This is a genomic window from Streptomyces lydicus, assembly GCF_000717345.1.
GTDB classification, from domain to species: Bacteria; Actinomycetota; Actinomycetes; order Streptomycetales; family Streptomycetaceae; genus Streptomyces; species Streptomyces lydicus.
Genome location: NZ_JNZA01000017.1, coordinates 71,836 through 97,834, shown reverse-complemented (window position 1 = coordinate 97,834; position 25,999 = coordinate 71,836). Strand labels below are relative to the sequence as shown.

Below are 25,999 nucleotides of genomic sequence, written 5' to 3'. Positions count from 1 at the left end.
TCCTTACGGCAAGCAGCCGTCCCCCGTAGTTGCGTTACGGGGGACGGCTGTGGTGTCCGGTCGCTCATCGGTCGGCTTCTTGCCGGTTCGGTGAGCGCCGGCATGCTCCCGGCGCTGACCTACGGGAGCCGGGGTGAGGCGTCAGTTGAGGCAGGGGCCCAGGGTTCCGGTGACGGTCACCCCACCGCTGCTCGCGGAGTAGGTGGCGGCCAGCGCCTGCGTGATGCTGAGGTTGGCCGTGCAGGAGGCGTTGCCGCTGGCGTCGGCCACGGCAGTGCACACCGTGGCTCCCATCACGGAGAAGGTCACCGTCGAGCCCGGAGTCGCACCGCTCACGCTGAACGTGGCATGGGCGAACGCCCAAGGCACCGGGGGGGAGTTCAGCGCATAGCAGGCCGGCTTAGCCGTCAGCGTGCGGTCGCCCACGCCGACGGTCACCGTCGCGGTTCCGGAGGCGCCGGTGCAGTTACACGTGGTGCCGGCGCTGAGCACCGTGGCCGTGACGACGTTGTTGCCGGCGGGCAGTGCGGTGGTGGTCACGCTGGCTTGGCCGGTGGCCCCGGTGATGCCGAGTCCCAGTGCGCCGCTGGTGGTGGTGAAGAGCACCACCGCGCCCGGGACCGGGGCTCCGTTGCAGGTGACTGTCGCGGTGACGGTGACCGGCTGACCGGCGGTCGGTTTGGCCGGCGACGACGTCACCGTGACGACGCAGTTGGTCGCCGCGCCGACGTTCACCGTCGCAGTGCCGGAGACACCGACACAGGTACAGGTGGTGCTGGCGGAGACCACGGTGGCCGTGACGACGTTGCTGCCGGCCGGCAACAGACTGCTGGTCACGGTGGCCTGGCCAGAGGCATTGGTCGTACCGACCCCCAGCTGAAGAGCACCGCCGGAGCTGGCGAAGACCACCACCGCGCCCGGGACCGGGACTCCGTTGCAGGTGACGGTCGCGGTGACCGTGACCGGCTGACCGGCCGTCGGATTGGCCGGCGACGACGTCACCGTGACAACACAGTTGGTCGCCGCGCCGACGTTCACCGTCGCAGTGCCGGAGACACCGACACAGGTACAGGTGGTGCTGGCGGAGACCACCAACGCGACGACGACGTTATTGCCGGCCGGCAACGCGCTGGTGGTCACGCTGGCCTGGCCGGAGGCATTGGTGGTACCGACCCCCAGCGCAAGGCTGCCGTTGGCAGCGGTGAAAACGACCGTCGCGCCCGGGACCGGGGCTCCGTTGCAGGTGACGGTCGCGGTGACGGTGACCGGCTGACCGGCGGTCGGGGTGGCCGGCGAAGACGTCACCGTGACAACGCAGTTGGTAGCCGCCGTGACGGTGAGCGTCGCGGAGGCGGCCCCACTGGTGGGGCCTGCGACGACCACCGGTCCCGTCGTGGTCGCAGTGAACGACACGGTGGCACTACCTGTGCCGTCGGCGACTACCGTCTGAGGCGTCGCAGCGTCGTAGGTGAAGGTGAGAGCTTCGCCCGGCGCGGCACCGGTGGCAGTGACCGTGAAGGTCCCGCCTGCCGCGAGGCTGGAGGGGGAGAGTGTGAGGTTGATCGCCATCTTGGACGGCCCCTTTCGTGGGCTCCGCGTGGGAGGTGGGGGCCGCTGCGCACCACAGCCGATATCGCTGTGCCGATCGCGCTCTCCTGCCGGGGGTGCCCTGAAGAAGCACAACGGACTGCATCGTGCAAACAGCCGCTGTGGCCCCCGCCAGGGGATGGGCACCCACCGTCGGTACCACTCATTGAAGCGAGGGGCCTGACGCAGGGCTACGGATGCCGCACCAGACAACCCGTACGGCGGAGCGCGCTTCGGCGTGTCCGTACCACCGGCAGGCGTTGCATGGGGTATGCGGAGCCACATCCTCGCCCCGTGCCCCCGCCCAGGCTCGCACGTGGATCCGGACGAGATGTGATTTCTGCTGCACTTCGGCGCCCCACTCTTCGGCTACCTGAACGTCGACAACCTCGGCGATGGACGGTGGGTCAGGGAGAGTTACCCGCGCTGAGGAAAATTCCTGGTTGCGGTTCTCTGCTCGGGGCCTGTCCGGCGGATCATTGCCCCACGGCAGGTGAGCATGGGTAGTGATCCGCGGACGCGACTGGGGACGGGCCGTCAGGGCATCGCGAACTTGGCGACGTACTCGTCGAAGGGCTCGATGCCGACCTCCGCGCGGAGTTCGTCCATGCGCTCGGGCTCTTCACAAGGCCACGGAATCGGCGACCCGTCCTTCACGCCGGCGATCTGGGTGCCGTAGACCTGCTTGCGGCCCTCATTGACCAGCGTGCGGTCGCGCAGAAAGGCCAGCTCGCGCGGGCCGGCCGAGCCTGCCGACACCGCCTGCTCCATCAACTGGAGGGCGCGCCGCTGGACGTCGAGCTGCCGGTCGGCATGCTGGGCGATCAGCCACGCCGCGCGTGCGGCCTCCTCGCCGACCACTTCTGCCGTCGGCCAGCCGTACTCGTCCATGATCTCGCCGAGTCGGTCGCCGTGCCGTGCGGTCAGCCGCCGCCACGCCAACTGCTCGGCCGGATCATCGCTGTTCGCGCGGACTGCGGACTGGTGATCGGCCGCAGCCATGTCCGTGAGTTCCACCGCCAGCGCGGCAACGTCCTGCGCCACTCTCAACTCCTCTGATACGTCGATGCGTTGTGCTCGTCGATCGCAACCCTAAAGGCGCATATCAGGCGTAAAGATCATTCCAGAGAACGGTGACAGGCGCCTCCCTGAACCCGGATAATGGATCTATGCCCGGCGCCAGAGCCGGATCGCCGTGACGGTCACGGTGCCGTGGAAGACGTAGGCACGCTTGTCGAATCTCGCGGCCACGGCCCGGAAATGCGTGCGGGCGCTCCTCGTCCGCTCCACTTCGTTCTGCCAAGCCCCCCTGGCACGCCTCGGCGTGGCGGCGGCGGACAGAGCATGGCTGCAACGTCTCCCTCCCGCACTTCCATGCTTCAGGAAACGCGAGCTATTGAAACGGTGTCGCAGGCAGGGGCCCACTGGCGTCCAAGGCTCGCCGGGACTTCCCTGATTAGACGGCCTCTTCGTGCCCCGCATTTCCTCAGAGAAACATCGTTGCTATCCGTATGGGAGGTGCGAGGCCGGGCAGATGATGGGCGGAGGTTGATAGATATGGTTCCCCTGCTTCTCGTTCTTCTTCTCGCACTGCTCCTTTTCGGAGCCGGATTCGCCCTGAAGGCGCTGTGGATCGTCGCGGTCGTTGTCCTGGCCGTCTGGTTGTTGGGTTTCGTCCTGCGTTCCGCGGGGCCTGGCGGCAAGCGTGGTCGGTGGTACCGCTGGTAGCTATCACGCCCGCACAACACGCGCGGCGGGTCGGACAACACCACGTTGTCCGACCCGCCCCGCGTGTTTTCCTTTCCCCCGCCCCCAGGCTTTCCTCACCAGAGGCATCATTAGCCCAATATGGGACAGAGACCACTGTGGCTCGGAGTGCGCACTGCTCCCGCAGGGAACTCACCTCCATGACGGGGTCCGCTCCGGGTCACTTTCGCAGCTGCTACAGAATCTGGGCGCTGAAGGGCTCTGCACCTCCACCACGTATTTCGGAGCAAGAGCCTTGAGGCGAGGCGGAAAGCAGGCTTTGGTCGCTGGTAGTCAGGTCAGCGGCCGACGGCCTTGCGCAGCTCATCCTTGTTCATCTGAGAACGGCCGTCGATGTTCTTCTTCTTGGCCTCTTGATACAGCTGTTCCTTGGTCGGGCCCCCAGGCCCCCGGTGGGAGCGCTCGCCGCCGCGCTGCGGGGCAGACTTCGCGTCCCGGGTGGAGGGCTTGCTCGCCTGCTCCGACTCGCCCGAGCGAGCGCGTTCCTTGTTGACGGCTCGCGCGGCAATCTCCTTCGCGCGCCGTTCGGAGACGCCGTGCTCCTGGGCGTTGTCCTTGATCTGCTCGTACTGCCGCTCACGCTTCTTACTCGACCCCGCAGGCACGATGTGCTCCTACTTGGCCGCTGATGACTGGACGCCCCTGAAGGCCGGGAACCCTTGTCCGGGCTGCCAGGTGCGCTCTCTACTCCACGCCCGAACGAGCGCCCGCGCCACCCGGGCCAGCCACTCGGGCCAACCGGCCGAGGTGGCTTGCCCGAGTGGTGCGAGGCGTCAGGTTCAGTCGGTGGAAAGGGCTTGGAGGAGGTCGCCGACCTGTGGGTCGGGCAGGGTACGGGCGGCGTCGGTCAGAGCGACCACGGGTTCCCGAGCAACGCCGTCGATAACGAGCCCTTCTCCGAAGCCGCACCACCCATGTCAGACCGTGTGGCGGCTCACCGCGGCCGTCCGTCCGATGCTGCGGCCACTGGCCGAGTCCGGCGGCTTCGCCTTGGAGTGCTGGGCCGAGGAGGAGGTCGCAGCGCACGTCGACAGCCGCAGGGTGGACACGCGGGCGGGCCACCCTCACCCCCTCGCTCGGCGCATCGAGCACTCCTCTGCGGCCTGGCCGTACGTCCGAACTCGCCCCGACTCCAGCGCCGCAAGACGAACGCGCTCAGCCACGTACGACTTCGCACCTGAGGCCCAAGCGTCGTCCCGAGGCGTAGGGCTCCGGCCTGCCTTGTGCTCTGTCCTGCGTAGCTTCGGCGTCCTCGTCGCGTCGAGTGCCGGCCGGCCGGCGGGCCGGTGGTTCATTGGGCGGCGACAGGGCACCCGATGCCCGCCGAGCCGATGCGAACAGGAGGTCTCCATGGCAGCGAACCACGGCCCGGAGGACCCGGTGACCAAGCACCCCCAGCCGGAATTTCCGCAGCAGGACCAGCCGCATCCGGGGTGGACCGGGCCGATGGACCCGCCGCCCGACCACGGAGAGGAGAGCTACCGCGGCAATGGTCTGCTGACCGACCGCAAGGTGCTCCTGACCGGCGGCGATTCCGGGATCGGACGGGCGGTGGCGCTCGCGTACGCGCGGGAGGGGGCGGATGTGGTGTTCACCCACCTGGCGTCCGAGGAGAGCGAAGCGCGGGAGACGGCGAGGCTGGTCGAGGAGGCGGGGCGCAAGGCGGTGGCGGTCTCCTGCGACATCCGTGAGGAGGAGCAGTGCCGTGCCCTGGTGGAGCGTGCGGTCGCCGAACTCGGGCGGATCGACATCCTCGTGAACAATGCCGCCTACCAGATGTCCCAACCGGACGGCATCGGCGCCATCACGACCGAGCAGTTCGACAGGGTGATGCGGACGAACCTGTACGGCATGTTCTGGCTGTCGAAGATGGTGCTGCCCCACATGCCCAAGGGCGGCTGCATCATCAACTCCGCGTCCGTCCAGGCATACAAGCCGAGCCCGCACCTGCTCGACTACGCCACGACGAAGGGCGCCATCGTCACCTTCACGCAGGGCCTCGCGCAGATGCTCGCCTCGGACGGCATCCGCGTCAACGCGGTCGCACCCGGCCCGGTCTGGACGCCCCTCATCCCGGCGACGCTCCCCGACACCGCCAAGTTCGGGAAGCAATCGCCGCTGGGCCGCCCGGCACAGCCCGCGGAAATGGCCCCGGCGTATGTCTTCCTCGCCTCTCCGCAGTCGAGCTACATCACGGCGGAGATCGTGAACGCGACGGGCGGCACCCCGCTGCCGTAACGGCTGCGGGCCTCCCCTCGGTCAGCGTCCGTCGTAAGACAGGGAGAGGGACAGCGTCCCGGAGACCTCCCAGCCGGGTGAGCTTGCCCTTGCGCGGTGTCGGCGAGTGTGACTTCCCCGAGCATCATCACCCGGCGCTCCGGCGGCTGTTGGGGCCCGAAACCGCCTGATTGCACCGCATCCACCGGGCCTCGTCCCTTGCCATGGCGAGGGCGTCGCTCTCGGTGCGGGCGTGGGTGGGGCCCGGGCAACGGGCCCCACCCAGTCCACGACGCGGGCTGACAGCCGGCGTCCTGAGACTGCGGCTGCGGTGCGAGGGCGCTGCGGCTGCGGGATCCGGTGTCCGGGAGCAGTCTGGAGCCATGCGGAACCATGGTCCTGGCAGGGCGGTGACCGAACGTGGGGCCCAGGCAGCACGGCGATGATCCGGGGCCGATGGAGCTGATCACCTTCGGTCACAGCACCGCGGAGCAACAGCAGGTGATCGAGCTGCTGCGGGGCGCGGACGTGCGGTCTGTGGTCGACGTACGGATCGGGCCCGGCAGCCGTCGCAGCCCTCACCTGTTCCGCAGCAGCCTCGCCCACTGGCTGCCGCAGGCCGGCATCAGCTACCGCTGGGAGCCGGACCTGGGGGGCTTTCGCAAGGCACCGGCCGACTCCCCGGACGTCGTCTGGCGCAACACCTCGTTCAGGGGCTATGCCGCCTATATGCGTGAGCCCGCGTTCGTGGCAGCGATGGACCGACTGCTCGGTGAAGCCGCTCATTCCCGCACGACAGTGATGTGCAGTGAAGCGGTCTGGTGGCGCTGTCACCGGCGCCTGATCGCCGACTTCGCCACCGTGTCCAGGCACGTCGCCGTCCAACACCTGATGCACGACAAGCGGCTCATGCCCCACCCGCCGACGCCGGGGCTGCGGCTGCGTCCCGATGGCCTGCTCGTCTACGACGACACCGCAGCCGCCGCTGTCCATCAGCCTCGCCAACGCCGCCTCGGAAGAGACAAGGGCGCATGACTCGGGCGAGGTGTCTGGGAAGCTGCTGTTCGAATCGCTCGGTGGAGGCCCGTGGGTGGACCGGCCGACCTGAGGGTGCCCGGGCCGTGCTCTGCGATCGGCGAGAGAGGAAGCAGCGTGCATCAAGTCATCGAAGCCGCTGCCACGGGCGCCAGCAGGGCCATGAGGGCGTAGCGCTTCTGGAAGCGAGAGATGCGCCTGCGGCACTGGAAACCCTGCGCATCACGTTCGAGGCTCGCTCGACGGCTGACGATAAACGACAAGCTCAGGGCCTGCCTCCCTGGTCAAGAGCCGTCCTTGCACCTCCTCAAACGTGCCCGCCGGTAGTCGGCGTCAGGGTGCGGTGCCGTCGATCGAATCGAGGAGTCCGAGTTCTTCCTCTGTCAGCTGAAGTGCGCCCGCCGCCAGGTTGTCGACGAGATGGTCCGGGTTGCCCGTTCCTGGGATGGCCAGGACGTGCTTGCCCTGCCGCAGAGTCCATGCGAGGCGTACCTGCGACGGCGACACTCCATGCGCGCGGGCGACGGTGAGGATCTGCTCGTGCTCGGCACGGACGGCGCCTGCCTCGCGTCCCTCACCCGCGATGGAGAAGAAGGGCACGAACGCGATGTCGTGTGCGGCGCATGCCTGGAGCATCTCTTCGCCGGCGCGTGCGTCGATGCCGTATCGGTTTTGGACGCAGACCACGGGGGCGATCGTCCGGGCCTGGGCCAGGTGGGCGGGGCGGGCGTTGGAGATGCCGAGGTGCCGGATGAGCCCGGCATTACGCAGATCGGCGAGGGCTCCGAAGTGCTCGCTGATCGAGTCCTGGCCCATGAGGCGCAGGTTGACCACGTCGAGGTGGTCGCGGCCGAGCTGGCGCAAGTTCTCCTCGACTTGGCCGCGCAGCTGATCGGGCCGCGCCGGCGCCGCCCACTCACCGGACGCGTCCCGCGCGGGACCGACCTTGGTGGCGATCACCAGGTCGTCCGGGTACGGGGCCAACGCCGAGTTGATCAGCTCATTGGCGGAGCGCAGCCGGGAGAAGTAGAACGCCGCGGTGTCGACGTGATTGACACCGAGTTCAACCGCACGGCGCAGAACGCCGATCACCTGGCTGCGGTCGCGCGGAATGCCCTGGTGGAAGGCGGCACTGCCGGTCAGTCGCATGGCACCGAAGCCGATCCGGTTGACCGGGAGGTCCCCCAGCAGCCATGTGCCTGCGGCCCCCGCACAGACTGTCTCCGACATCATCTCTTCCCTCAGCTCCTTCGCAACAGCCCACGCTCTTCGAGGATTTGAGGTGGGACAGGCGTGGAGTATGCCCAGGTGAGAGCGGTGACGAGAAGGCGCTTGAGGGCGGAGGAATGTCACAGTGAAACCGGGAATCTCCCCAGGGCGCACAAGGTTGCTAGTGGTGATGCCTCCGTCCCGTGAAGTCCGGTCACGAGCGCAGCCGGACGAGAAGAACGGCGGTGGTGATGTTGATCCAGCCCAGGTTCGTCGAACGGTTCCGGCCCCGGGTTGTGTCCACGACGCTGGCATTGGCCTGGGTCGCCGCGGGCAAGCGCGCCGCGTACGTGACCGACGGCGGTGATCTGTCCGGGAGCGTGCATTTCGCAGCCGGCATCGCTCTGTGCCAGGCAGCCGGCTGCGTAGTCACCGGGATCGACGGCGCTCCCATCGGGCCGGCGGCAGGACGTGGACTTGTCGTGGTCGCCTTCGGCGAAACCCACTGGCTGCTGATGACGATGATCAGCAGTTAGCACTGCGCCCGACGGGCCCTCCGGAGTCAGCCGTCTGGCCGGGCGCACCAGGCTTGGGTAGGTAAGCGCGGCGGCCCGGGACAGCGGTGAACGGCCGCCATTCCTCCGCTCACGCACATCCCTGAGTGTGCGGGCCCGGCCTCCGCGATCACGCTGCTCAGTCACCACAGCCGGAACGGTGAAGGACCCCGCCTTCCCGCCCCTGCCACGCATGGGCACCGAGCCACCCGACGCATCCCGCCGGGTGGCTCGGAGCTTGAGCCCTGCGGCGAAGCGGGGAGGCGAGCTTGGGCCGCTGGTACTCAGGTCAGCGGCCGAGGGCCCTGCGCAGCTCGTCCTTGTTCATCTGGGAGCGGCCGTGGATGTTCTTCTTCTTGGCCTCTTCGTACAGCCGTTCCTTGGTCGGGCCCCCAGGGCCCTGGTGAGAGCGCTCGCCGCCACGCTGCGAGGCAGACTTCGAGTCCCGAGTGGAGGTCTTACTGGCCTGCTTTGACCGGCTCCGGCACGTCAGAACACGGGTTCCCGAGCCAGCGTCCGGCGTCGACCGCGGTGTCGCCGCGTACCTCGACAACGCCCCCGGCTTCGACGAGCGTGACCGGCAGCGCCTCGCAGGTGCCCTACCCCGCGGCGAACGTACGGCCTTCCCACGGCGGTAGAGGAAGATTGCGCTCTTCCCGGCTCATGACGAGGTGATGTCAATGTCCGTGCGCACGCGATGGGTGCGGGCCGGGCTTCAGCCTGGTCGCCTTCGCCGCCGGCCCTCCTGCCGAGACAGGGCAGGAGGCACCGGGCGGTGAAGGCATCAGCCGAAGGAGAACTGAGGCTCCAGGTCGAAGTTCTGGAGCTGGAGCGAGTTGTCGTCAGCTCACCGCAGGATCGAGGGCGGGGCGCCCACAGGCAAGCCGGTGCTTGACCTCACCGCGCTGTGAGGCGACACGTTCCCGATGTTCCCATTGCGGTCGATCAAGGCAGGATCTCGATGTATCCGCCGGTTCCGTGCAGGCGGATCCGCTGCCCGTCCCGGATCAGCCGGGTGGCCTGCTCCACGCCCACGACGGCCGGCAAGCCGTACTCCCGGGCGATCACCGCGCCGTGGGTCATCAGGCCGCCCACCTCCGTCACCAGGCCCGCGATTCCGACGAACAGCGGCGACCAGCTGGGGTCCGTGAAGGTCGTGACCAGGATGTCGCCCGCTTCGAGATCGGCGTCCGCCATGTCGAGGATGACCCGGGCCCTTCCCTCGACGGTCCCGGCGGAAACCGGTAGGCCGATCAGGGCGCCGGCCGGCACGTCGTCGCGCCGGTACGCCCCGGTGACGGCCTCACCATCCGATGTGAGCACCCGGGGCGGCGTGAGCGCCTGGTACGACCGGAACGCGTCCTTGCGCTGCTGGACGATCTGGTCGTCCACCTGGTTCGAGCGCACGACGTCGTGGAGCTCCTGGAACGTGAGGTAGAAGATGTCCTCCTTCTCAGGAAGCACGCCGGCCTGCACGAGGCGCTCGGCCTCCTCCATCAACGCCTGCTTGTAGACGAAGTAGCGGCTGACGATGCCGTACTTCGGGTACTCCCGGTACCCGATGAAGGTTCTGACCCGGTCGATCATCCGCTTGGTCTCGTCGGCTTTCCGGTCCCCGTCCGGCAGGGCCCGCAAGCGTGACAGCACGTCCTGTTCCTTCTTCTGCGCCTTCTGCCGCCCTTGCTCGAAGCGCCGCTCGGCGGCGCCCGGCTCGAAGTTCCGGACGTTGTCGAGGATCACGGGCACGAGCGTGGTGGGGCGCTCCCGCCAACGCGGCCTCGTGATGTCGATCTCGCCGACGCAGCGCATGCCGTACCGGTCGAGGTAGGTCTCGATGGCGTCGCGCGCTTCGGTCCCGCCCGCGAGCTTCGCCAGCTCGTCCAGGAAGGCTGCGTCCTCGGCGTACTCGACGCCCTGCAGGAACTCCACCACCTCCGCATGCGGGCGGATCACGTCCGCGACGTCGAGCAGCGCCAGTCCCATCTCCGACGTGACGTTGTCGGGGGCGGACAGGGTGAGCGTGTCAGCCGCGTTCTTCTCGCCCAGCCACTCCCCCAGCTTGTCGTTGAGCCACCACGTGGCCTCCATCCCAGCCATGATCGCCCGTATGCTCAGCGGATCGCTGAGGACCCGCTTGTGCTCCTCGAATGCCTCCAGCAGGAAGTCGAACAGCGCCGGTCCGGTCTTCGTCCGGATGTCGCGCTCCAGGGCGGCGACGGACGCCTGGCTGCGCTCGATGAGCTCGGTGACGAGGGCCGGATCGGTCTCGATCGGGGCGGCCGCTCCGCCGGCCGGCGGCCCGCCGGGACCCGCGTCCGGGAGCGACGGGACAAAATCGTCGTGGTCGAGGACGGTCTCCAGAGCGTCCCTGACCAGCGGATCGCCTCTCCCCACGAGATCCAGGAGGCCGGCGCGGCTCGCGGGCGAGGCCAGGCGCCGGGTGACGTCGACGAACAGCCTCCCGCCGGCCTCGTGCATCGGCACCATGGCCGTCAGCTGCCACATGGAGAGCCCCAGGGGCTTCATGGGGTCGGTCATCATCTGCTGATGACCGACGGAGACGTAGACGTGATTCTCCTGGTCGCCGGTCTCGGGGATGGGGAACAGCGTCGTGATCGGCCGGCTCTGCACGATCTGGAAACCCTCGTCGACCAGGCACCATTCGATGTCCTGCGGGCGGCCGAAGTGCGCTTCGATCCGCCGCCCGAGCTGCACGAGCTGGACCGCCTGCCCATCCGTCAGCGCCGGTTGCTCCTGCCGCTGCGCGTCGATCGCCACTTCCTGCGTACCGCCGGCCGGCAGTGCGTGTACGGCACGCTGTTTGGCGGCGATCGTCTTGGCGACGACTTCACCGTGTCGCACCTTGAAGACGTCCGGGTTCACCAGGCCGGACACCAGTGCCTCACCGAGGCCGAAGCCGGCGTCCACGGTGGCGACCTTCCGGTTGCCCGTGACGGGGTCCGCCGTGAACAGGATGCCGGCCGCATGCGGGAAGACCATCTGCTGCACGACCACGGCCATGTGGACCGTCCGGTGGTCGATGCCGTTCCGCTGGCGGTAGGTCACGGCCCGCTCGGTGAACAGCGAGGCCCAGCACCGGCTGACGTGCTGGAGGATCGCCGTCGGCCCCACGACGTTCAGGTACGTGTCCTGCTGGCCGGCGAAGGAGGCCGTCGGCAGGTCCTCTGCCGTCGCGCTGGATCGGACGGCGTACGCGGCTTGCTCGCCGAGCCCGGCGAGCGCGCGGGTGATCGCCGCCGCGACATCGCCCGGGAGGGCGACTTCTTCGATGGTCCGGCGAATCTGCGCGCTGAGCGTGCGGATCGCCTCCCGGTCGTCCGGGTCCGAGCGCGACAGCTGATCGAGCCGATCGTCGATCGACGGCGCTTCCGCCATGATCCGCCGGAAGGCGTCCGTCGTCACGCAAAAGCCAGCCGGCACGCGGATGCCTTCGATCCGCGAGAGCCCGCCCAGGTGCGCGCCCTTGCCGCCAACGACCGCGACCTGCGTCTCGTCAATCTCGTGAAGATCCAACACGTACTGCTCGATCATCGGGATACCTCCGAGGCAGCCGTGTTCCGTCGCACTGCGGTCGCCGATCGCCTCACCGGCGCCTCCCGCTCTGCCGAACCTCTTGTCCGGCACGACCTCACCTCCGGTTGCCTTTCCTTCGACGAGTCGGCCGGCCGCTCCGCCCTCTCGGGCGGCGCGTATCCCCGCACCTCCGCCCCGAGCGCCCGCAACCGCACTGCCGGCCCCACCGGTTCGACGTCACCGCGTCCCCCGTACGTCGACAACAACACACGCACGTCGTGCCCCTCATTTCCCCAGGTTGTGGCATCGGCCGACGATTGTGCGCCGTGACCGGGGTCTTGCCGCAAGCCCCCCCTCGCGCTATAACTTGAGAGTGGCAAGGAGAGTGCTCTCCTTGCCTTTGTCTTTTGCCGTCCGCTGGGACTGGCAAGATCTCGCGAAGCGGTGGCGCGTCGCGTACGGGTACGCGTCGTTGGCCCAGGCCCGAAACGGGGGCTCGATCCCCCTCGGACGCTCCCGAGGCGGGTTGACCAGCTGGATCCATCTCACCTGCGACGGGCCGGGACGTCTGCTGGCCGCTTCGGCCAAGGAGCTGCCGGCCCGCGGAGTCGCGTACGAGGCCAAGTGGGACGGCTACCGCTGGGCGGACCGGTCGAGCGGCGCACCTCCGTGGACGAGACGCGTTCGCCGCCGACGGTTCGGGGAGCCGAAGAAGGAAATAGGGCCGCGTGGCCGTCGGCGCGGCACAGATAACCTGCGCGAATGAAGCGGATCCAGCGGGCCGCTGGCGCGGTCGTCGGCTCAGCGGTGGGTGACGCCTTGGGCGGCCCTTTCGAGTTTGGCCCCCCGGGAGCTTTCTCCGCGCGGTTTCCCGCGCCTGGTGCCGGTGGCGAGATGTGCGGAGACGGTGGCTGGGACCCCGGCGAGGCCACTGACGACACGCAAATGGCCGTCCTGGTCGCGGAGTCGCTGCTCGAGCGGGGCGGACTGGATTTGCCGGACATCTTCGCCCGCTTCCAGCGATGGGCAGCGTCAGAACCGAAAGACATCGGCCTGCAGACCGAAGACGTCCTGACCAACGGCATGCCCTGGGACCTCGCCTCCACGACCCATTTCCAGGTCGACCAACGAGCAGCGGGAAACGGCTCCTTGATGCGGGCCTCGACCTCCGCGGTCCACTTTGCTGCCTTCGGCCAAGCAGCCACCATGGACGCGGCCCGCCGCATCGCTGCCCTCACTCACGGCGACCGCGCAGCCTGGGAAGGCACCGCGATCTTCCACGAACTCATCCGCGTCGCGTTCGAGGACATCGACCCCCTCACCGCACTCCCGGACATCCTGGCTCTCGTCCACCCCGACCACCGCGGCCGCTACGCCGCAGTCCTCGCGCCCGACTGGCACCCCGCTCAGGCGACCGAGTTCAACGGTGCCGTCTGGCCCTGCCTGGGCTCCGCCGTCTGGGCCCTACGCACCACCACCAGCTTCGAGGACGCGATACGCGCGGCGATCGACCTCGGCGGTGACACGGACACCGTCGCCGCGGTGACCGGAGGACTCGCTGGGGCGTACTACGGGCTGGATGCAATCCCCGCTCACTGGACCCAGCCGCTCCATGTCACCCTCCCAGGCTTCGACGGACGCGTGCTGCGCCTGGCAGATCTGCTCCACCTTGCACACCGCCTCGAAGGCTGAACCGGATCCTGCTCCGCGATGGCAGCCTCCACGAACTCCAGCCCTCAGCCGTAGTCACCTGACGAGCGGCTCCGCAAGGAGGACAACTCGATCAGCTTCGACATCGAAGCCGAGCACCGGATGGCCACAGACACCCTCCGGATCCATCAGCACCGGCTTGCCCAACCGCCGCCCGATCTCCCGCAAGAAGCCACAGAGCACATCAAGTCGTTCCTGCCCCTGCAACTCCCGCAGATCAACCTCGAAATCGATCTCCTCGTCCGAAGAGAAACGGAAGATCGCCAGCACATCAGCAGTCAGCCAGACACGCAGGTTCGGGCACTCAGCATCCGCTGGTCGGGACAGCGCGGCCTCCGCGCAAGGCAGGGGAAGCACCGTCTCTCCTTCGGAGTACTGGCACTTCCAGCCCCTCTCCACGACGAGATCGAGGACGTCCTGCCAGTTGTGCACCGAGGCATCAGGAACACGCACGTCCGATAGCGATCCCATCAGGTCCGGATCGAGGAAACACTTCACGTCATCCCACAGCAGATCAGCCACACCGCCATGTTGCCCAGCGCCCGGGCCTATCGCAGCTCCGTTTCCTTTGACCGAAGGCATAAGGCATAGGGGCACCTCCCGCTGCTCGGCCACGGGTGGGGAGCGCAGCGTGCGGTCCGCCTTCTTGAGGCGGGCGATAAAGAATCACGCGGCGGCCGCGCTCGCGGTGGCCTGACGCAACAGGCCGGTGGCCCGATCGCCCTGGTTTCGCAGATGCCCAGATGGTCCAGGATCAGACCGACTTGCACTCATGGCTGTTGCCACTCGTGGTTGCTTCGGCTGAGTGTCCGTCGATGGCCGAGCCCATGAGCGCGCCGGCAACAACGACGACGAGGAGCACCGCTGTGTCCAAGGGCCGTGATCTCGGGTCGGTGGCGGTGCTGGGCGGCGGCGTCGCGGGGCTGACCGCGGCACATGAACTCGCCGAACGCGGTTACCGCGTCACGGTGTACGAACGCAACGACACGCTGGGCGGCAAGGCCCGCAGCATGGGCGTCCCGGGCACCGGCACCGGGGGACGTCTCCCGCTGCCCGGCGAGCACGGCTTCCGCTTCTTCCCGGGGTTCTATCGCAATCTCCCGGACACGCTGCGCCGCATCCCGTACCCGAACAAGTCGGGCAGCGTCCACGGAAATCTGGTGAACGCCCCCGAGTGCCTCGTGGCACGGTTCGGTGGCCGTCCGAACTTGCGGTTTCCGGTCCGGAGGCTGTTGTCGTTACCCGTTCCGGGGTCGCTGCTGCCCGGCACCCTGGTGGAAAGCCTGATCGGGCTCCTGGACACCTCGCTGGACCTGCCGCCCACCGAGGTCGCTCACTTCCTCGGCCGCCTGCTCGTCCACCTCACCAGCTGCGAAGTCCGGCGGATCGAGCAGTGGGAGAGGGTGCCTTGGTGGACATTCATCAACGCCGACGCCATGTCACGGGAGTATCAGCAGCTGCTCGGCGTCGGGATCACCCGGGACCTCGTCGCCGTCCAAGCCGAGGTCGCGAGCACGCGCACCGTCGCCCGCCTCATCCAGGCGTTCGTCTACAACCTGCTCGGTCGCGGCAACGACGGTGAGATCGACCGGGTGCTCAACGCGCCGACCAGCGAGGCGTGGATCACGCCCTGGGAGCTCCACCTGCGCAGCCTCGGCGTCGAGTTCGAGTTAGGCACCGCGGTCGAGGAGCTCGTTTACGACGGCGGCCGGATCACCGGTGTCAGGGTGAGGTCCACCAGCGCCGCGGCGGGCCGTACCGTGGCCGCCGACCACTACCTCAGCGCCATGCCCGTCCAGGACGCCCGCGCCGGCTGGGGCGCCGATCTCCGCGCTGCCGACCCCCAGCTCGAACGTTGCGACCGGCTCCGGACGGCCTGGATGGTGGGCGTGCAGTTCTATCTGCGCACCCGCACACCCCTCGTGCACGGGCACGTGATCCACGTGGACTCGCCGTGGGCACTCACCTCGGTCAGCCAGGCGCAGTTCTGGAAGGGGCGTGACTTCCGTTCGACCTACGGGGACGGGGAGGTGGCCGACTGTCTCTCCGTGGACATCTCCGCATGGGACAGGCCGGGGATCCTGTACGGAAGGCCCGGGCTCAAGTGCACCCCGGACGAGGTTCGCCGGGAGGTCTGGGCGCAGCTCAAGGCCGGGTTGAACGGCGCCGGGCGGCAGGTGCTCGCCGACGCGGACCTGCACTCGTGGTTCATGGACCCGGCGGTGACCGGCCTCGGCGGGCCTGCACCGTCCAACCGTGAGCAGCTGCTCATCCACCCCGTGGGCACCTGGTACGACCGACCGTCGAGCCGAACGGCGGCGCCGAACCTGTTCCTGGCCGGCGACTACGTCGCCACCGACATCGACCTCGCGACGATGGAGGGCGCCAACGAATCTGCGCGGCGAGCGGTCAACGCCCTGCTGGACACGGCCGGTTCGACCGCACCCCGCTGCCAGGTCCGGCGACTCCACCGTCCTCCCGAGCTGGCCTTCCTCCACAAGCTCGACGAGATCAGGTACCGGTCCGGCCTGCCCAATCTCTTCGACCGTGGGTAGCCTCGTCGAGGGTGCGCAGCACATGCACACCGGCCAGCCCAGCCCGGTGGCGATGATCAGGCCGTCGTAGTGCAGCCGGTCACCGTCGGCCAGTGTGACGGTGCAGGCCGCCGGGTCCAGGTGGGTGGCGCGGCAGCCCAGTTTCAGGTTCATCCGCAGTCGTTGCAGATCGGTGTCCTGCCGCAGGGTGGTCTTGTGCGGTTCCAGCGTGCCGGCCAGCACGTGCTTCGAGAGCGGTGGCGGGCGTACGGCGGGCGCAGTTCCTCACCGACCATGGCCAAGGTGCCCGTGAAGCCTTCGAGCCGCAGGGCGACGGTGGCGTCAGCTACTGCAGCAGGCTTCACCCTCCAAGGCGGGAGGCTTGCCCATCTGGTCTGCGTCGGCCTTCACGACGTAGACCTCCCAGGGTTCCTTGCCGGGGCCGTGGACCCAGACCTTGTCCTGGAGGGCGTAGCAGCAGGAGGTGTCGTTCTCCTCGAAGGTCGCCAGGCCCGCTTCTTTGAGGCGGTCGGTGGCGGCGGTGACCTGCTCGGTGGAGGCGACCTCGACACCGAGGTGGTCCAGGCGGGTCTCCTGGCCGGCCTCCCCTGCGATCAGGACGAGCTTCAGCGGCGGCTCGGCGACGGCGAAGTTGGCGTATCCGGGGCGACGCTTGGCCGGCTCCACGCCGAACAGCTTGGCGTAGAACTCCACCGAAGCGTCGAGGTCGGGGACGTTGAGAGCGAGCTGAACGCGAGACATGGCGGTCTCCCCATCTCGTTGCATTGATGTTCATCGATGCAAGCTTGCGCCCTGCATCGAAGTTCGTCAACATAGAGGCATGTCGAAACAAGAGCTTGAGGTGCTCGGCCAGACCGATGCCTGCTGCCCGGGTCTGCTGACCGCGCCGCTGGATGAGGATCAGGCCACCGAACTGGCGAAGGTCTTCAAAGCCCTCGGGGACCCGGTGCGGCTGCGGCTGCTGTCGATGATCGCCTCTCGGGCCGGCGGCGAGGTGTGCGTGTGTGACCTGACGCCTGCTTTCGACCTGTCTCAGCCGACGATCTCCCACCACCTCAAGCTCCTGAAGCAGGCCGGACTGATCGACTCCGAACGCCGCGGGACATGGGTGTATTACCGACTGCTGCCCGAGATGACCGACCGGCTGGCCGGCATCCTGACCCGCCCCGCCGGAGAGCCGCTCCCCCTGGCCGTTGAGACGCCCGCGGGGGCCGCCTCATGACCGCGGAGATGATGGCTGAGCCCGCGACTGCGGCGCCGGTCGCCGCCCGCTTGTCGTTCCTGGACCGCTTCCTGGCCGTGTGGATCCTGCTGGCCATGGCCGCGGGCCTCGGCCTGGGCCGCGCGGTGCCGGGGCTGGGGGACGCGCTGGCGAAGGTGACGGTCACCGGCGTCTCGCTGCCGATCGCGCTGGGCCTGCTGGTGATGATGTATCCGGTGCTGGCCAAGGTCCGCTACGACCGTCTGGACACCGTCACCCGTGACCGCCGCCTGCTGATCCCCTCTCTGGCGATCAACTGGATCCTCGGCCCCGCCGTGATGTTCGCGCTCGCGTGGATCTTCCTGCCCGACCTGCCGGAGTACCGGACCGGGCTGATCATCGTCGGGCTGGCCCGCTGCATCGCCATGGTCATCATCTGGAACGACCTGGCCTGCGGCGACCGTGAAGCCGCCGCTGTCCTGGTCGCCCTGAACTCCGTCTTCCAGGTCCTGGCCTTCAGCCTGCTGGGCTGGTTCTATCTCTCCGTCCTGCCCGGCTGGCTGGGCCTGGAACAGACCGGTCTGAACGTGTCGGTCTGGGAGATCGCCCGCAGCGTGCTGATCTTCCTCGGCATCCCCCTGGCCGCCGGGTTCCTCACCCGCCGCCTGGGCGAGAAGGCCAAGGGCCGCACCTGGTACGAGACGAAGCTGATCCCCCGCATCGGGCCGTTCGCCCTGTGGGGACTGCTGTTCACCATCGTCGTGCTCTTCGCCCTCCAGGGAGACGCGATCACCTCCCGCCCGCTGGACGTCGCGCGGATCGCACTGCCGCTGCTGGTCTACTTCGCCGTCATGTGGGCCGGCTCCATGGCCCTGGGCAGGGCCGTCGGCCTGAACTACCCGCGGGCGACGACGCTGGCGTTCACCGCGGCCGGCAACAACTTCGAACTCGCCATCGCCGTCGCCATCGCGACCTTCGGCGCGACATCCGGCCAGGCCCTGGCAGGCGTCGTCGGCCCCCTCATCGAGGTCCCGGTGCTGATCGGCCTGGTCTATGTCGCCCTGGCCGCCCGCCGGCTCTTCCCCGACGCCGCCTCCGTCCCGGCCGCAACGCCGGCCGACCTCAAGGAGCCCGCCCGTGACTGACGCCCCCAAGCCGTCCGTGCTGTTCGTCTGCGTCCATAACGCCGGACGCTCCCAGATGGCCGCCGCCTTCCTCACCCACCTCGGCGGCGACCAGGTCGAGGTCCGCTCCGCCGGATCCGCCCCCGCTGACACCGTCAACCCGGCCGTCGTCGAGGCGATGGCCGAAGTCGGCATCGACCTGTCCGCTCAGACCCCGAAGATCTTGACCACCGAGGCCGTACGTTCCTCCGACGTGGTGATCACCATGGGCTGCGGCGACGCCTGCCCCATCTTCCCCGGCAAGCAGTACCTCGACTGGACGCTGGACGACCCCGCAGGCCAAGGAGTCGACGCCGTCCGGCCGATCCGCGACGAGATCGAACGACGAATCCACGGCTTGCTGAAAGACGTGCGGCCCGCCCGGACCTGACTCGACGGATCAGGTCGCTCGCGTCCGGATTGATGCGTTCACTCCGAACGCGAGCTTCTGCCGCCCACCACTCGCAACACCGCGCCGGGCCCGCCCGCTCACCCGATCCGGCGAGGGCACGACGCCTGTTGTGCCGGGTGGCGGCAGCCACACCGTCTCTGCAAAAGGTGCACGGGTGGGGGCATCGGGACTCCGCACCTATCTGCCCAGGTCAGATGGGTGTGCCTGACTAAGGGACGTAAGGCCGGTCTCGTCAGCGCAGGCCGTCAACCGAGAGCTGGCCGCAGGAGCGCGAAGTGGCGCCCCAGGCAGCAGCCGCCCGCCGAGCAGCACCGCGCAGGCGCCGACGGTCAGCAGCCCGCCGACGAGGAACGCGCCCCGCACGTCGGCGAGTTGCAGGACCACTCCCCCGAGCGCGGCGCCCGCCGCGATACCGGCGTTGTACGCGCCGGAGTTCGCCGCGAGGGCGATATCCGTACGGCCCGGTGCGCAATGCAGCATCTCGTTCTGGGTGGTCATGAACACCGGCCCCAGTGCACCGCCCATCAGCACCAGGAACACCACCGCCGCCACCGGGCGGGCACCGGCCGCGTACAAGCCGAGCATGCCCACCGCCTGCGTGGCCACGGCAGTGGTCAGCGCGGCGTGCGGAACGCGATCCAGCAGTACCCCGGTGATGCTCACCCCGGCCAGACACGCAACACCGAAAACCACGAACAGGGCGCTGACCGTGCTCGGGGAGAACCCGCTCACGTCGCCCAGGAACGTCACGATGTAGGTGTATCCCGCGAACGCGCCAGTGGCGGACAGGGCCCCGGCCGCCAGCACGGTCCCGAACCGGCGGGCGTCGGGACTGGTTCCGTAGGCGGCATGCTCTTCTTCCGGACGCGAGGTCGGCAGCAGAACGGCAATCGTCACGAGTGAGATGAGCCCCAGACCCGCGAGCACGGCGACCGGCACCTGCCAGTGGCTCTGCTGCCCCAGCCAGGTCCCCGCGGGAACACCGAGCACAAGGGCGAGCGAACCGGCGACGGACAGCGCCCCGACCACGCGCCCACGGACCTCGGGCGCGAACAGCCCCACCGCGACCGGTCCCATCACGGCCCAGAACAGCGCCTGGGCGAGCGCGGTCAGCAGCCGCGCCACGAGGAGCAAGCCATAGGACGTGGCCAGCGCCGCGACCAGACTGGACACAACGAGCGCGGCCAGCAGTGCCGTGAGCACATGACGTCGGGGGACGGCCCGCGTGACGTGGGCGAGCGGCAGAGACGCGACGGCCACCATCACGCCGTAACCGGTGACCAAGAGGCCGACCGCCGACACGGACACCCGCAGGCTTTGGGAGATGAGCTCCAGGAGCCCGACCGGCAGGTTCTCCGCAGTGTTGAAGGTGAAGGCAGCCAGCATGAGGGCTACGAGCACCGCCGACCTGTGCCATGGAGCCGGTCGCGGCGTGACCCTACGGGCACTTTCTGCCCTCGCCCGTTGCGCCTGCGCTTTGGCACCGTCCATAGGAGCACCTCACCGGCTCACCGGGCCCGCCACAACCGAATTCACTGGCAGTGGACGCCGGCCATGGTGGACGAATGGCTCGGTGACGTGCGCTCATTGCGTGCGCTCCTTGTGTATTCGGAAGCGCTCGACGCTCCGCTCGTATTCCGCGGCCATTCGCTCCTTCTGCCATTTCGCCACCAACCCCCTCTACTAAGGGCTGTCCCGTAAATGATCTCCGGATCGGTGCGGGCAGCCAGGCGCTCTGGCAGCCCGGTCTGTCTATCCGGCGATGGCGATGTGGTGCATGTGCCTGCGGTTCAGGTGCCGGTCAGTCGATGCGGTCGCTCAGGCCCAGCACCTTCGGGTCGTCGCTGGGGAAGCCTTTGGGCATGCCCGGCACGTCGATGGTGCGCCCGTACACGCCGGCCAGGAACTCGACGGCACCGACCGGGAACTCCGACCAGTCGCCGTTGTCTCCGCGGACGACCACCGGCCATGCGTCCGGGTCCGCGGGGCCCGTCCTCCAGTAGAACGAGTCCCCCGAATTGGACTCCGCCCAGGAGATGAGGCCCCCCGGCTGCGGGAAGGGGACGTAGCCCTCGGTATCGCCCATCTCGTACAGATCCTGAAGGATCTCGTCCTCCCGGCGCGCGGATCCCCACAACGCCTCGGCACCGGGCGTCGGAGAGGACACCATGAGGAAGTCGTCGACGACCAGGACCGGATACGCCTCCGCCAGAGAGCGGAAGTCCGAGGGCAGCGCCGTCCCGAGGGCCGCCTCGAGGGCAGCCCAGTCCACGCTGCGGCCCGCCGCCACCCGCCACGGCGTGATCGCCGGAAACACGGCCTCCAACTCTTCGACCCTCAGCATGTCGTCTGCCACTCCGCGGTGTTCTGGACCAGGACGGTGTCGAACAATACTTCGCCCTCGGTGCAGTCGAGCATGGTGATGCTGTTCGCGTATCCGGTGGCGTGGCTGTAGTTATGGACTTCTGCGCAGCTCAGGTGAATGGCGCTCTGAGTTTCATCGAGAGTGATCGCCGGGCGCGGACCGGCTCCAGGTGCCGCCGGCTTCGGTGACCGGCCGAGCCGGAGTTTCTGATCGTGTGCGGGTTGCCGCCAAGCGGGTCCAGGAGCCTGTCGGCCACCGCCCGGACAGTCGGCGTAAAGGCGGCCGTGCTCGCGGGGGCATGCAAGCATCGGGCCCTGCCGCTGTCGTGGGGCTCTGGTGTTCCGTCAGTTTCCGTGCGAAGCCGGTCGATCAGTCGATCATGGTTGAATGCTGCGCGTCGCGGTGCTCGGGGGGCTCATGCCGCGCGCGCCGCTACGCCTTCGCGAGGTGACGCGGGTCACATCGGCCCCACGTCACGAACGGAAGGGCAGCTTGCGTCTGGTGGTCGTCCGCACAGCGGGAACGATCAACACGAAAGAGGCAGCAGAGCGATGAACGGGACAGCAGCGCAGCAGCACGAGGTCCTGGTCCTGGGTGCCGGCTACGCCGGGCTCTCCGCCGCGATCCAGCTCGCGGCCCGCACCAGGAAGCGCGGGAACCTGCGAGTGACGCTGGTCAACCCCTACGACACCTTCACCGAGCGGCTCCGACTGCACATGACTGCCACCGGCCAGGAGACGGCCGAGATGAACATCCCGGAGTTGCTGGACGGCACCGGCGCCGGCTTCGTCCGCGGCTGGGTCACCGCCGTGGACGCCGAGGCGAAGACCGTCCGGATCGACGACGACCGGGTCCTGCGCTACGACACCCTGGTCTACGGCCTGGGCAGCATCGCGAACACCGCGGCCGTCCCCGGGGTGGACGACCACGCCTACACCCTCAACAGCCCGGAGGACGCCGCCCTCCTCGCCGACCGGCTGACCCGGCTCGACGGCGGGACCGTCGTGGTCGGCGGCAGCGGCCTCACCGGCGTCGAGGCCGCCGCGGAGATCGCCGAGCGGCACCCGGGGCTCCAGGTCGTGCTGCTGGGCCGGCAGGAGCCGGGCGCGAGCATGCACCCGAAGGCCAAGGCCCACCTGGACTCGGCGCTCGCCCGGCTCGGCGTGCGGGTGCGCAGCGGCGTCGAGGTGGCCAAGGTGCTGCCGGACAGCGTCGAGCTCGCGGACGGCTCCAGCATCCCGGTGGCCGCGGTGCTGTGGACCAGCGGCACCCGCGTCTCGCCGCTGGCCGGCGCCGCGGGCCTGACCGTCGACGAGCGCGGCCGGGTGGTCACCGACAGCGCACTGCGCTCGGTCTCCCACCCGGACGTCTACGCCGTGGGCGATGCGGCGGCGATCCGTCAGGGCTACGGCGTGATGCACGGGACCTGCCAGGGCGGCATGCCCACGGGCGTGCACGCGGCCCTCTCGATCCTGCGGGTACTGGCCGGTAAGGAGCCCAAGCCCTTCCGCTTCGGCTACTACCACACGCCCGTCAGCCTGGGCCGGAACGACGCCGTCGTGCAGTTCACCCACCCCGACGACAGCCCGCGCCGGATCGTGCTGACCGGCAAGCGGGCCGCGAAGTACAAGGAGACGGTCACCGCCGCGCCGTGGCCGACCTTCGCCCGCATGAAGAAGATGCCCGCCTCGGGCGCGTTCTGGCCGCACGGCGGCCGCTACACCCGGATTCGGAGCGCCAAGTGACCCAGCCGCAGCAGGCCGGCCCCGACCAGCTCGCCTTCCAGCAGTACCGCACCCTGCTCTTCTCCGTCGCCTACCGCCTCCTCGGCACCGCCGCCGACGCCGAGGACGTGGTCCAGGATGCCTGGCTCAAGTGGTCGGCGGCTGACCGTTCACAGGTCGCCGACCCCAAGGCATATCTGACCCGGATCGTCTCCAACCTGGCGATGGAGCGGCTGCGTTCGACCCGCCACCAGCGTGAGACCTACGTCGGGCCATGGCTCCCCGAGCCGATCCTGACCGGCCCGGACACCGCCGACGGCGTCGCCGCGGCGGACTCGGTCTCCATGGCCCTGCTGGTCGTCCTGGAGACGCTGAGCCCCCTGGAGCGCGCGGTCTTCGTGCTGAAGGAGGTCTTCGCCTTCAGCTACGCGGAGATCGCGGAGGCGGTGGAACGCTCGGAGCCGGCGGTCCGGCAGGCCGCGCACCGCGCCCGCGGGCACGTCCAGGCCCGCCGACCCCGTTTCACCGCGGACCGCGCCCGCCAACGCGAGGTCACCGAGCGCTTCTTCGCGGCAACTACGGGCGGCGACATCAACACCCTCATGGAGCTGCTCTCCCCGGACGTGACGCTGTGGACCGATGGCGGCGGCAAGGTCCGCCAGGCCCTCAAACCGGTCGTCGGCCTGGAGACCGTGGCCCGTTGGTTCGCCGGGCTCGGCACCGTGACCTACCAGGGCATCGAGCCCGGGCAGATGCGGGCAGAGCTCACCTGGATCAACGGCGGCCCGGGCGTGGTCTTCCGCGGCCCGGACCGCGTGGTCGCCACGCTGACCTTCGACTTCGACCCGGAGGGCCGCATCTCGACCATCCACAACGTGGCCAACCCCGACAAGCTCCACGCCGTCGCCGACGGCGCCCGGCACGACCTCTCGTGAACTGTTCGGTCGTTGTGGCCGCCCTCCGGAATCCCCGTGAGCGCCCGGGCCCGCTGCCGCAGCACGGCCCGGGCCCAGGTGGAAGCGGATGCGGCAGGCTGAGGCCGTCATGATCCACGTCTGCCGAGCGGCTGCCTGCCTTGCCTGTTGCCGCCGGGCTCGGTAGTCGTGACCGCCGACGAGCGCGGGTGCCGGGCCGGACCATGGCCGCGACGAGATCGCACGGCTCGTCGACAAGTCGCCATACCGGCCGGCGGACTCCTCGCCCCGTCAGTCGCTTCTCGTCACTGCGACCCCGCGGCCACCAACGTCGCGGTGATGGGTTCGAGCTCGGCGACCAGCTCGTCGAGCTCGGCGGGAGACAGGGCGTCGTACGGCGGGGCCGCGAGCTCGTCGGTGAGGGCTTCGATGCGCTGCTTGGTCTCACGGCCGGCGTCGGTGAACCGGCCGTCGGTGTCGACGAGCCCGCGCTCGCGCAAGCCGTCCATGACCGCGGCCAGCCGCTCCTTCGGCAGGTGATGGATCCGCCCGAACGACTCCGGCGGGTGGATGCCCATCTCCAGCGCGGAGAGCACGTGAGCCTCCGTGCCGCCGATGCGCGCGCCGACGAGGGCGGCGACGTGCCCGTCAGCGCGGTGCTCGCGCAGCATGGTCGCGGAATGCCACAGCCGGGCGACCGGATCGCTCGGCACCGGAAGGGAGCGCATCCCGGCGTACATCACCCGGCCTTCCATGGGCGCATTCGTCGCGGCTTTGGTGGTCAGGTCGGCGGCGCGCACCAGGCCCGGGGAGTCGGCCAGCTCGTCGCCGAGGATCCGCCGTACGGAGGCCGCGCTGCCCCGCTCCCGCGCGGCGACGGACGCCTCGGGCGGGATCGTCTCCCACGCGCTCGGGATGTGCCGCGCGACCTCCCCGTCGGCGAAGCTGTAGAAGGCCGCGTGCACGACCTGCGCCGGCACCCGCCCCAGCGGCGCGGCCCGGCTGGCGAAGTAGCCGTCCCAGTAAGTGCGGTGGCCGAGCGCGGCCAGCTCCTCGTTGCACTCGTCGGCGAAGTAGGTGACCAGGCAGATCGGCTCCAGGAGCTCGAACATGCGGCGAGCGGTGCGGGTCATGGCCCACATCATGCCAGCGGGCACACCCTGTGGAGCAGCACGAGCCGTCAGATCAGCTCCTGGGCAGGGCAGTCGGAGGTGACCGCCTGCGGTCACGAGCCGCGGACTCGGCAGGAGCGTGCTCCTGGTGCGTAGGCAGCGGGACTGCGCGGAGGTGACCTCGACATTGACGTTCCGCCGAGGTTACGTCAGCTGCCGAGCCAGGCGGGGGCAGCCACCGTCATGGCGCTGGCCAGGGCCAGGGTGATGCCCAGGCCGACGCCGATCGTTCGGCGCGCCGAGGTACACGCAGAGAGTGCGTCCGGCACGCAGGTCATCGGCTCGACTCCCGGTCCGGTACGACGCCGCTCGGACGCAGGTACGGCACGTCCACGTGGCGGTCGCCGAGCGGGGCTGGACTTGGGGTCCCTCTCGGGTGGTTCGGCTCCGGCCCGATCAGCAACCGTTTGGCTGCCGCAGGCAGCAACGTGGCGGTTCGCGTCCGGCTGTTTCAGCAGTTCGCGCTGTAGCGGATGCAAGCGGGTGACGAGGTGTGGCTGTGCGCCCATTCCAGCTGGGAGATCGTCAGTACTCCGCCCGCCAGGACGGCCACCAGCAGGTGTGCGATCACCGTCCAGCGCGCACGGAAGATTCCCGCGAGGACTGCCAGGATGAGTACGGCGATCAGCAGCATCCGTACGCCCTCGATGTGCGCGAGGCCGGCCGCGTCGATCCGTGCTCGGTCACCCTGCGCGGCCCATACCTCCAGGCCAAGGCCGTATATCCAGTCCAGCACGAGCCACGCGGTCTCCACCAGGAAGAGCGGGATCGCGAGGGCGAGGTCGACGCCCAGGCGTGTTCTGTGCGACCAGGGGCGCCGGCGTTCCCGGGCGGCAACGGTGTCGGTCATGGGTGCAGGGTGCCGCGCCTGGTGGTGAAG

22 protein-coding genes and 2 pseudogenes are annotated in these 25,999 nt (G+C 69.1%); 11 read left to right on the top strand and 13 right to left on the bottom strand.

Going from position 1 to position 25,999, the window contains the following annotated elements; translation table 11 throughout:
• Nucleotides 1-141 precede the first annotated feature (141 nt).
• From OO62_RS18525 to OO62_RS40710, 3 genes and pseudogenes are all read right to left on the bottom strand, one after another.
• Nucleotides 142-1,569 (bottom strand): Ig-like domain-containing protein, encoded by a 1,428-nt coding sequence (locus OO62_RS18525; RefSeq protein ID WP_051733402.1) that lies wholly within the window; start codon nt 1,567-1,569, stop codon nt 142-144.
• A 555-nt stretch (nt 1,570-2,124) separates the two neighbouring features.
• Nucleotides 2,125-2,631 carry a DUF6624 domain-containing protein gene (locus OO62_RS18520; protein WP_033268556.1) on the bottom strand — a complete coding sequence of 169 codons (507 nt, stop codon included), beginning with the start codon at nt 2,629-2,631 and terminating at the stop codon, nt 2,125-2,127.
• A 123-nt stretch (nt 2,632-2,754) separates the two neighbouring features.
• A pseudogene (locus OO62_RS40710) lies at nt 2,755-2,886 on the bottom strand (IS5/IS1182 family transposase); the annotation flags it as partial.
• A gap of 258 nt (nt 2,887-3,144) precedes the next feature.
• Between OO62_RS40710 and OO62_RS40705 the strand changes: the two are divergent.
• Complete coding sequence (locus tag OO62_RS40705; RefSeq protein WP_033268555.1) at nt 3,145-3,315, top strand: hypothetical protein; 171 nt, start codon at nt 3,145-3,147, stop codon at nt 3,313-3,315.
• 317 nt (nt 3,316-3,632) lie between these two features.
• On the opposite strand, the gene OO62_RS18505 is transcribed toward OO62_RS40705, so the two are convergent.
• A complete protein-coding gene (locus OO62_RS18505) occupies nt 3,633-3,959 on the bottom strand; it encodes a plasmid stabilization protein (RefSeq protein WP_033268554.1) in 327 nt (108 codons plus the stop codon).
• Between the two features lie 745 nt (nt 3,960-4,704).
• Here OO62_RS18505 and OO62_RS18500 point away from each other — a divergent pair.
• Complete coding sequence (locus OO62_RS18500) at nt 4,705-5,592, top strand: SDR family oxidoreductase (RefSeq protein WP_033268553.1); 888 nt, start codon at nt 4,705-4,707, stop codon at nt 5,590-5,592.
• A gap of 435 nt (nt 5,593-6,027) precedes the next feature.
• On the top strand, nt 6,028-6,606 hold the full coding sequence (locus tag OO62_RS18495) for a DUF488 domain-containing protein (RefSeq protein ID WP_051733400.1): 579 nt from the start codon (nt 6,028-6,030) through the stop codon (nt 6,604-6,606).
• Between the two features lie 333 nt (nt 6,607-6,939).
• On the opposite strand, the gene OO62_RS18490 is transcribed toward OO62_RS18495, so the two are convergent.
• The gene (locus OO62_RS18490; RefSeq protein ID WP_033268552.1) at nt 6,940-7,839 is read right to left on the bottom strand and encodes an oxidoreductase; all 900 of its coding nucleotides are present in this window, start codon (nt 7,837-7,839) and stop codon (nt 6,940-6,942) included.
• A gap of 218 nt (nt 7,840-8,057) precedes the next feature.
• Here OO62_RS18490 and OO62_RS18485 point away from each other — a divergent pair.
• Nucleotides 8,058-8,351, top strand: a pseudogene (locus OO62_RS18485) (inositol monophosphatase family protein); the annotation flags it as partial.
• 307 nt (nt 8,352-8,658) lie between these two features.
• Here OO62_RS18485 and OO62_RS41750 read toward each other — a convergent pair.
• Together OO62_RS41750 and rph are read right to left on the bottom strand one after the other, a co-directional pair.
• Nucleotides 8,659-9,015: a plasmid stabilization protein gene (locus OO62_RS41750; protein ID WP_398742343.1), complete on the bottom strand. Its 357-nt coding sequence runs from the start codon at nt 9,013-9,015 to the stop codon at nt 8,659-8,661.
• A gap of 299 nt (nt 9,016-9,314) precedes the next feature.
• Complete coding sequence (gene rph, locus OO62_RS18480; RefSeq protein WP_033268624.1) at nt 9,315-11,921, bottom strand: rifamycin-inactivating phosphotransferase; 2,607 nt, start codon at nt 11,919-11,921, stop codon at nt 9,315-9,317.
• A gap of 744 nt (nt 11,922-12,665) precedes the next feature.
• Here rph and OO62_RS18475 point away from each other — a divergent pair.
• The gene (locus OO62_RS18475) at nt 12,666-13,595 is read left to right on the top strand and encodes an ADP-ribosylglycohydrolase family protein (RefSeq protein WP_033268551.1); all 930 of its coding nucleotides are present in this window, start codon (nt 12,666-12,668) and stop codon (nt 13,593-13,595) included.
• A gap of 54 nt (nt 13,596-13,649) precedes the next feature.
• Here OO62_RS18475 and OO62_RS18470 read toward each other — a convergent pair whose 3' ends face one another.
• Nucleotides 13,650-14,135 carry a hypothetical protein gene (locus OO62_RS18470; protein ID WP_206738514.1) on the bottom strand — a complete coding sequence of 162 codons (486 nt, stop codon included), beginning with the start codon at nt 14,133-14,135 and terminating at the stop codon, nt 13,650-13,652.
• Between the two features lie 305 nt (nt 14,136-14,440).
• On the opposite strand from OO62_RS18470, the gene OO62_RS18465 reads away from it, so the two are divergent.
• On the top strand, nt 14,441-16,168 hold the full coding sequence (locus tag OO62_RS18465; protein ID WP_033268622.1) for a hydroxysqualene dehydroxylase: 1,728 nt from the start codon (nt 14,441-14,443) through the stop codon (nt 16,166-16,168).
• Nucleotides 16,169-16,489: 321 nt separating this feature from the next.
• Here OO62_RS18465 and OO62_RS18460 read toward each other — a convergent pair whose 3' ends face one another.
• A complete protein-coding gene (locus tag OO62_RS18460) occupies nt 16,490-16,909 on the bottom strand; it encodes an ArsI/CadI family heavy metal resistance metalloenzyme (RefSeq protein ID WP_033268550.1) in 420 nt (139 codons plus the stop codon).
• 79 nt (nt 16,910-16,988) lie between these two features.
• Here OO62_RS18460 and OO62_RS18455 point away from each other — a divergent pair, with 79 nt between their 5' ends.
• The 3 genes from OO62_RS18455 to OO62_RS18445 are packed head-to-tail and all read left to right on the top strand — an operon-like array spanning nt 16,989 to nt 18,923.
• Nucleotides 16,989-17,390 (top strand): ArsR/SmtB family transcription factor, encoded by a 402-nt coding sequence (locus OO62_RS18455; protein ID WP_033268549.1) that lies wholly within the window; start codon nt 16,989-16,991, stop codon nt 17,388-17,390.
• A gap of 8 nt (nt 17,391-17,398) precedes the next feature.
• Entirely contained in the window at nt 17,399-18,514 is a 1,116-nt protein-coding gene (gene arsB, locus OO62_RS18450; RefSeq protein WP_033268621.1) for an ACR3 family arsenite efflux transporter, read from the top strand.
• The gene (locus OO62_RS18445) at nt 18,507-18,923 is read left to right on the top strand and encodes an arsenate reductase ArsC (RefSeq protein WP_033268548.1); all 417 of its coding nucleotides are present in this window, start codon (nt 18,507-18,509) and stop codon (nt 18,921-18,923) included. Before arsB ends, OO62_RS18445 begins: the two co-directional genes overlap by 8 nt.
• A 198-nt stretch (nt 18,924-19,121) precedes the next feature.
• On the opposite strand, the gene OO62_RS18440 is transcribed toward OO62_RS18445, so the two are convergent.
• Together OO62_RS18440 and OO62_RS18435 are read right to left on the bottom strand one after the other, a co-directional pair.
• Entirely contained in the window at nt 19,122-20,330 is a 1,209-nt protein-coding gene (locus OO62_RS18440) for an MFS transporter (RefSeq protein WP_228332386.1), read from the bottom strand.
• A 415-nt stretch (nt 20,331-20,745) separates the two neighbouring features.
• Nucleotides 20,746-21,288: an SMI1/KNR4 family protein gene (locus OO62_RS18435; RefSeq protein ID WP_228332387.1), complete on the bottom strand. Its 543-nt coding sequence runs from the start codon at nt 21,286-21,288 to the stop codon at nt 20,746-20,748.
• Between the two features lie 572 nt (nt 21,289-21,860).
• On the opposite strand from OO62_RS18435, the gene OO62_RS18430 reads away from it, so the two are divergent.
• Nucleotides 21,861-23,054, top strand: coding sequence for an NAD(P)/FAD-dependent oxidoreductase (locus tag OO62_RS18430; RefSeq protein WP_033268547.1), 1,194 nt, complete (start codon nt 21,861-21,863; stop codon nt 23,052-23,054).
• Nucleotides 23,051-23,968 (top strand): RNA polymerase sigma-70 factor, encoded by a 918-nt coding sequence (locus OO62_RS18425; protein WP_033268546.1) that lies wholly within the window; start codon nt 23,051-23,053, stop codon nt 23,966-23,968. The genes OO62_RS18430 and OO62_RS18425 overlap by 4 nt, the downstream gene beginning before the upstream one ends.
• A 284-nt stretch (nt 23,969-24,252) precedes the next feature.
• Here the strand turns inward: OO62_RS18425 and OO62_RS18420 are convergent, their stop codons facing one another.
• Together OO62_RS18420 and OO62_RS18415 are read right to left on the bottom strand one after the other, a co-directional pair.
• The gene (locus OO62_RS18420; RefSeq protein ID WP_033268545.1) at nt 24,253-25,080 is read right to left on the bottom strand and encodes an SCO6745 family protein; all 828 of its coding nucleotides are present in this window, start codon (nt 25,078-25,080) and stop codon (nt 24,253-24,255) included.
• A 490-nt stretch (nt 25,081-25,570) separates the two neighbouring features.
• Nucleotides 25,571-25,969: a DUF6234 family protein gene (locus OO62_RS18415; protein ID WP_033268544.1), complete on the bottom strand. Its 399-nt coding sequence runs from the start codon at nt 25,967-25,969 to the stop codon at nt 25,571-25,573.
• Nucleotides 25,970-25,999 lie beyond the last annotated feature (30 nt).